Consider the following 5,793-nt stretch of genomic DNA (forward strand, 5'->3'; position numbering starts at 1 on the left):
TAGATATGATTTCGGTCAATCAAAAGCATACACGATGACATAGTAAGTAATGTTCGTGAGAACTTACATTATCTCGATGTGGGTATATTTAACCACATTTTGAGTGGCAGATTGATGATGGAAAATGATAAACCAAGATTATCTCTAGATGAACAGATTCAACATTTGAAAGACAAGGGAATACTTTTCAATATCATGGATGAGGAATCAGCCAAACAATATCTCAAGTACAACAATAATTATTATAAGTTGACTTCTTTCAGAAAAAATTATGATAAGCATCCAGGTGGAGAAAATAAGGGTAAATATATTAGGTTGGAGTTTGCCTATCTAGTTGATATGTCGATCATTGATATGCGTCTTCGTTATAGAATAGTAGAGATGGCTTTAGATATTGAACATCACACGAAGCTACAATTATTAAGAAAAATAGATGAGTATGATGAGGATGGTTATCAAGTTGCCAAAGAATATATTGATTCATTAGAGATATTATTGAAAAGTATGAAGGTAATTATCCTGTTTGGGTATTTATTGAAATTGTATCGTTTGGAGAATTAGTTGGATTTTATCACTATTGTGCTAAGCGATACTCTGACAAAGAAATGATAGATGATTATTATAGGCTATTAACTTGTAAAAAAAATAGAAATGGGGCGGCTCATAGTAATTGTATTGAATAATTTAAGACCTCATACTGCAGAACATCATACAAATAAAGAGATTATAAAGGAATTGATATGTATTCCACATATGAATTCTAACTTTCGAAAGAATAAAATGAGTAATGCGAGAATTCAGCAAATCATCACGTTGTTGTATATGCATAAGAAAATGGTAAGAAGTGAAGGAGTTGCATTATACGAAAGTGGGGAATTGAAGAAATTGATAAGAAGAAATGATAGAAATTCTAATTATTATAAGACAAATAAATTAGTCCAAGGAACTTTCAAATTTCTAGGATTAGTAGTTGACAGTTGGTTTTAGACGGTGTAACATTGCAGTAGATGAAAAAAGATATTCTTTTACAGTAGCGGCATTGTGCAAACGATGTTTGCTCGGGTTTTCTATTAATGGACCTCTTCGGAGGTCTTTTTTGTACATGAAAAACACATGTTTCCATGTGTCTTATTTAATAGTTGGATTGTAGTAAGTAATATGATGCTTCTTACAATATGCAGTGATTGCAGCTCTCCAGTTAAGATTTTTAGTATATTCAACTAAATAAGTCGCAATACCTTTTTCCTGACATGTGCTTAAATATTTCTTTAAGCGTGTTGATACTTCAGTATCCTGTTTTACATATTTCTTACCCTGTTTCTTAGTCATCATACAAGTCTGGTTTACACCTGCAACCATCTTAGAATTCTTATAAACAGTTTCTCTATAATCATAGGCATTATTCACAATAACTTTTAACTTATTCTGATTTGCTTCTTTAATAAGAGCATCTAATGCATCTGCATTATCAATCTTACTGATAAAAATACCATCAGCCTTTAAAGTTTCAGCTTTGTGATGTGGTTTCTTTAAACTCATATAGAAATAAATCTGTTTAGACTTCTTTCTTAAAACCTTCATATCTTCTGTAGTTAAATCTTTACTTCTCACTACAATAAGATCATAGTGTTTCTTCATCTTAAGAAGCTCACTCTTTTTCTTTTTAGTAAGGACTGCATATGTACTCGCTTGTGATTTAACAGCTGTTTTAGAAGAACATCCAGTTAATACAAAGAAAGCACATAATACTAGTGTTAATATTTTTTTATACATTTTCTCATACCTCGCATCTCTTACATTATCACAATTTTTTCAGAAAGTGAACCTTGATTGTTTTAAGTGTGATGTAGTTTTATAATAAATAACTAAAAGGGGAAAGTTATATGACACAATATGAATCACAGTATGAGAGAATGATCAAGCAGCCAATCCCTTCTCTGATACTTACTCTCGCATTACCAACAACTATCTCAATGTTAGTCACTAATATATATAACATGGCTGATACGTACTTTGTCTCTACAGTAGGGACAAGTGCTACAGGTGCAGTAGGGATTGTTTTTGGATTGATGGCGATATTACAAGCCTTTGGCTTTATGTTTGGACATGGGGCAGGCGCAAATATATCAAGAAGACTAGGGGCAAAAAGAGTAGAAGAAGCACGTATATTTGCATCTACAAGCTTTTTTGGCTCACTCTTTTTTGGTGCTTTGATTGCGATACTAGGTCTTATATTCTTAAATCCACTTATGTATTTGATGGGCTCTACTTCAACTATCCTACCTTATGCAAGAGCCTATGCCTTCTTTATTTTGATTGCAGCACCTGCTATGACTTCATCATGTGTGATGAATAATATACTAAGATATGAAGGACAAGCATCACTTGCAATGATTGGACTCACATCAGGTTCTATTATTAATATCTTTGGTGATTATATTTTTATGCGCATATTTCATATGGGTGTCACAGGTGCAGGACTCTCTACTGCCCTGTCTCAGTATATCAGTGCATTCATTCTCTATTCTATGTATCACAAAGGAAAGACACAAAGCTGTTTTAAATGGCAATATGTAAGTTTAGAAAAACATGTCATTGGAAGTATTGTTGCGGTAGGATTCCCTTCATTATGTCGTCAGGGATTAAATAGTATCAGTGTTATGACTCTTAACTTTGCGGCAGGAATCTATGGAGATGAAGCGATTGCAGCAATGAGTGTTGTGAGTCGTATATCTAATCTCATCTTCTCAGTAGGAGTGGGAATAGGACAGGGGTTCCAGCCAGTATCAGCATTTAGCTATGGTGCAAAAAGATACGATCGATTGAAACAAGCATTTATCTTCACTGTGACTCTTTCTACTATTCTATTAAGTATTATTAGTGTCATCTGTTTATGCTTCACAAAACCGCTTCTCTTACTCTTTACACAGGATAGTCAAGTACTCTCTATTGCGCAGCTTGCGATGAAATTTGAATGTATTGCGATATTCTTTATGGCTATTAGTATTGGTGCAAATATGTTGTTCCAAAGTATTGGTAGAAGCGTTATAGCGACATTCCTAGCAGCTTTAAGAAGTGGCTTGGCTTTTATCCCACTTGTTATCCTATTGCCTCACATATGGGGTATTACAGGCTTAGTCTTATCTCAGCCTATAGCTGATTTATGCGCAAGCATTGTTCCTATTCCCTTTATTTTTAGTTTATTCAAGGAATTATCCTAAAACTATGGTATAATCGTTTCGGTGATTAAAATGAAAAATATGAAACAAACAATATTAGAATATGTAAAAGTTATTCTTGTGACAGTAGTTCTTACATATGGTTTCTTATTCTTTGTCCAGATTTCTCATGTAGAAGGACAATCTATGGAACCTAATTATCATGAAGGGAACATTGTCTTAGTCAATAAGCAGTTCTATCATTATGATGATGTAAAATATGGTGATGTTGTCATTGCGAAATGTAATATATTAGGACAGCAGAGACAGATCATTAAAAGAGTCATTGGCAAGCAGGGTGATACAATAGAATGTATTGATCATGAACTCTACCGTAATGGTAAGAAAGTCAATGAAACATATATCAATGAACAAATGACAGACACTAACTGGACTTATACAGTTCCTAAAGGTGATGTCTTTATTATGGGGGATAATAGAAACCATTCTACTGATTCCCGTTATATAGGTGCTGTTTCTTTTAAGAAAGAAATAGTCGGTAAAGTATTCTTTAAGGCCTTTTGATAAAGGTCTTTTTTATGTTACATATTAGATTTAACTAACTTAGCAAGCGAAAAATGGGAATTTACTAAATTCCATAAATAATAACGCTTACATATGATAATTACAAAATTAGGCTTTGCATATTGTAAATTTCTCTGCTATTATGGGGTTAAAGTAGATAGGAGCTAGCATAATCTATTTAGAAAGGATGAAAAAATGGCTAAGAAATTCGAAATTACTAGAGGTAATGCAATCTTAAACTTCTCTGAAGAATTCTGTCAGAGTAGATGTGAATTAGTGGAAAGTGAATCTTTCTCTAAAGTATTGGAGAAATTCATTAAGAATCAGCGCAGATTAGAAACACAGTTATATATTTATTTACATGAACGCAATGCGGATGATTTCTTCTTATTAGGAGATTTAAGAAGCATTTTCAAGTTATTACTTGTACTTGATGCAGAACAGGTTTGTGCATTAAGACCAGAATATGCAGTGTATTTTGAAGATCGTGATATGTTCGTAAAGTTAATTGAAGACATTTATTTATACTGGAGAAAACTTCAGAGATATGCAATTGTTTTCAATGACTCAAAGAAATCAGGTTACCAGAGTGTACAGTTCGCTGATGCTCAGGAAGAATTTGAAAAACTTGTATTAGAAGTATATCGTTCAATGCAGAGAGCTGTAGGTAAGAACGATAAGGTATTAAGACAGATTACAGCTGGTGTGAATGCTGGTTTAACTGTTACTCACTTAACTACAGGTTTACCTGATGATTATGAATGTTTAAAGGATGTTCCATTCATTGAACAGGTTGTTATTCATCCACCATTTATCACTTATTCTAAGAGAAACAAAAGAGATGGTGTATTCCCAGAAAGTAGAACAAATCCAGTTACTGACTTAACATTTAATCCTGATCAGTGGTTATGTTACCCTGCAAAGGTTGGTAAGTTATTATGTTTCGTTTACTTCAATACTAAGTTTATGGCACAGGGTGTTACTTTATGTAACTTATTTGAACTTGCTGATGAATCAGAATATAGACATAATAAACCAGATTTAGTATATGTATATGGTTATGAAGACGGTAAGAAGGACCAGTCATTCTTCCAGGATGACAAGAACGATATGATGGTTGCTAAACTATCAGCAAGTGATGAATTCGATTACTTTGGATATATGAAGAAGATGTGTTTAACACTTCACAACGTATCTAACATCAACCACCACAAATTACCTATCCATGGTGCTATGATCCAGATGAAGTTACATGATGGTTCTGAAAAGAATATCGTCGTAATGGGTGACTCTGGTGCTGGTAAATCAGAAACTATTGAACAGATCAAGGCTTATGGTGAAGCTTATATCGAAGATATCAAGACTATCTATGATGATATGGGTTGCTTATCATTAGTTGACGGTAAAGTAAAGACTTCAGGTACAGAAGTTGGTGCCTTCGTTCGTCTTGATGACTTAGACGCTGGTTACAGCTTTAAGGAATTAGATAGATCTGTATTCATGAACCCAGATAAGGTCAATGCACGTATCGTAATTCCTATTACTGATTATAAGGATGTTATCGCTGATCATGATGTAGATATCTTCTTATATGCTAATAACTATGAAGCTGAAGGTGAAGCCTTAGAATTCTTTGACAATGAAGAAGATGCATTAAAGGTATTCAGAGCTGGTAACCGTATGGCTAAGGGTACTACTACTGAATATGGTTTAGTTGGCTCTTATTTCGCAAACCCATTTGGTCCAGTTCAGAGAAAAGAACAGACAGAACCATTATTACAGGAATTCTTCCATAAGATGTTTGAACAGGGTGTACAGGTTGGTGTACTTCGTACAAGACTTGGTATTAAGGGTAAGGAATATGATGGCCCTAGAACTGCTGCAAAGACTATCTTACACTATGTAACTGGTGATGATGATCTTAAGGAATTACCAGAAGAACAGTAATATCTCAAACACTTCAAGATTATTCTTGAGGTGTTTTTTTATATAAAAATCCCGAATTGCAAGCAGAAACTGGAAATAAGAAGATAAATTAGTTTTTGTAGAA

Annotated in this window: 4 protein-coding genes and 1 pseudogene; 4 read left to right on the plus strand and 1 reads right to left on the minus strand. The window is 33.6% G+C overall.

Annotated features, from left to right (window positions below):
* Positions 1 to 195: 195 nt before the first annotated feature.
* Positions 196 to 683 (plus strand): annotated as a pseudogene (locus tag DW269_RS11955) (Abi family protein).
* Positions 684 to 1,128: 445 nt separating this feature from the next.
* Here the strand turns inward: DW269_RS11955 and DW269_RS11970 are convergent.
* On the minus strand, positions 1,129 to 1,773 hold the full coding sequence (locus DW269_RS11970; RefSeq protein ID WP_117460197.1) for a hypothetical protein: 645 nt from the start codon (positions 1,771 to 1,773) through the stop codon (positions 1,129 to 1,131).
* A gap of 110 nt (positions 1,774 to 1,883) precedes the next feature.
* Between DW269_RS11970 and DW269_RS11975 the strand changes: the two genes are divergently transcribed.
* The 3 genes from DW269_RS11975 to DW269_RS11985 all read left to right on the plus strand — a co-directional run bounded on the left by DW269_RS11975 (position 1,884) and on the right by DW269_RS11985 (position 5,690).
* Entirely contained in the window at positions 1,884 to 3,221 is a 1,338-nt protein-coding gene (locus DW269_RS11975) for an MATE family efflux transporter (RefSeq protein ID WP_117460199.1), read from the plus strand.
* A gap of 30 nt (positions 3,222 to 3,251) precedes the next feature.
* Positions 3,252 to 3,743 (plus strand): signal peptidase I, encoded by a 492-nt coding sequence (gene lepB, locus DW269_RS11980; RefSeq protein ID WP_117460201.1) that lies wholly within the window; start codon positions 3,252 to 3,254, stop codon positions 3,741 to 3,743.
* Between the two features lie 195 nt (positions 3,744 to 3,938).
* Positions 3,939 to 5,690 (plus strand): phosphoenolpyruvate carboxykinase, encoded by a 1,752-nt coding sequence (locus tag DW269_RS11985; RefSeq protein WP_117460203.1) that lies wholly within the window; start codon positions 3,939 to 3,941, stop codon positions 5,688 to 5,690.
* Positions 5,691 to 5,793 lie beyond the last annotated feature (103 nt).

The sequence above is a fragment of the Catenibacterium sp. AM22-6LB genome (assembly GCF_003435615.1).
Lineage (GTDB): Bacteria > Bacillota_I > Bacilli_A > Erysipelotrichales > Coprobacillaceae > Catenibacterium > Catenibacterium mitsuoka_A.

Bases quoted from the DNA above. Each gene is read 5' to 3' on its own strand.
- lepB (WP_117460201.1), top strand. From the start codon at position 3,252: ATGAAAAATATGAAACAAACAATATTAGAATATGTAAAAGTTATTCTT.
- DW269_RS11985 (WP_117460203.1), top strand. From the start codon at position 3,939: ATGGCTAAGAAATTCGAAATTACTAGAGGTAATGCAATCTTAAACTTC.
- DW269_RS11970 (WP_117460197.1), bottom strand. From the start codon at position 1,773: ATGTATAAAAAAATATTAACACTAGTATTATGTGCTTTCTTTGTATTA.
- DW269_RS11975 (WP_117460199.1), top strand. From the start codon at position 1,884: ATGACACAATATGAATCACAGTATGAGAGAATGATCAAGCAGCCAATC.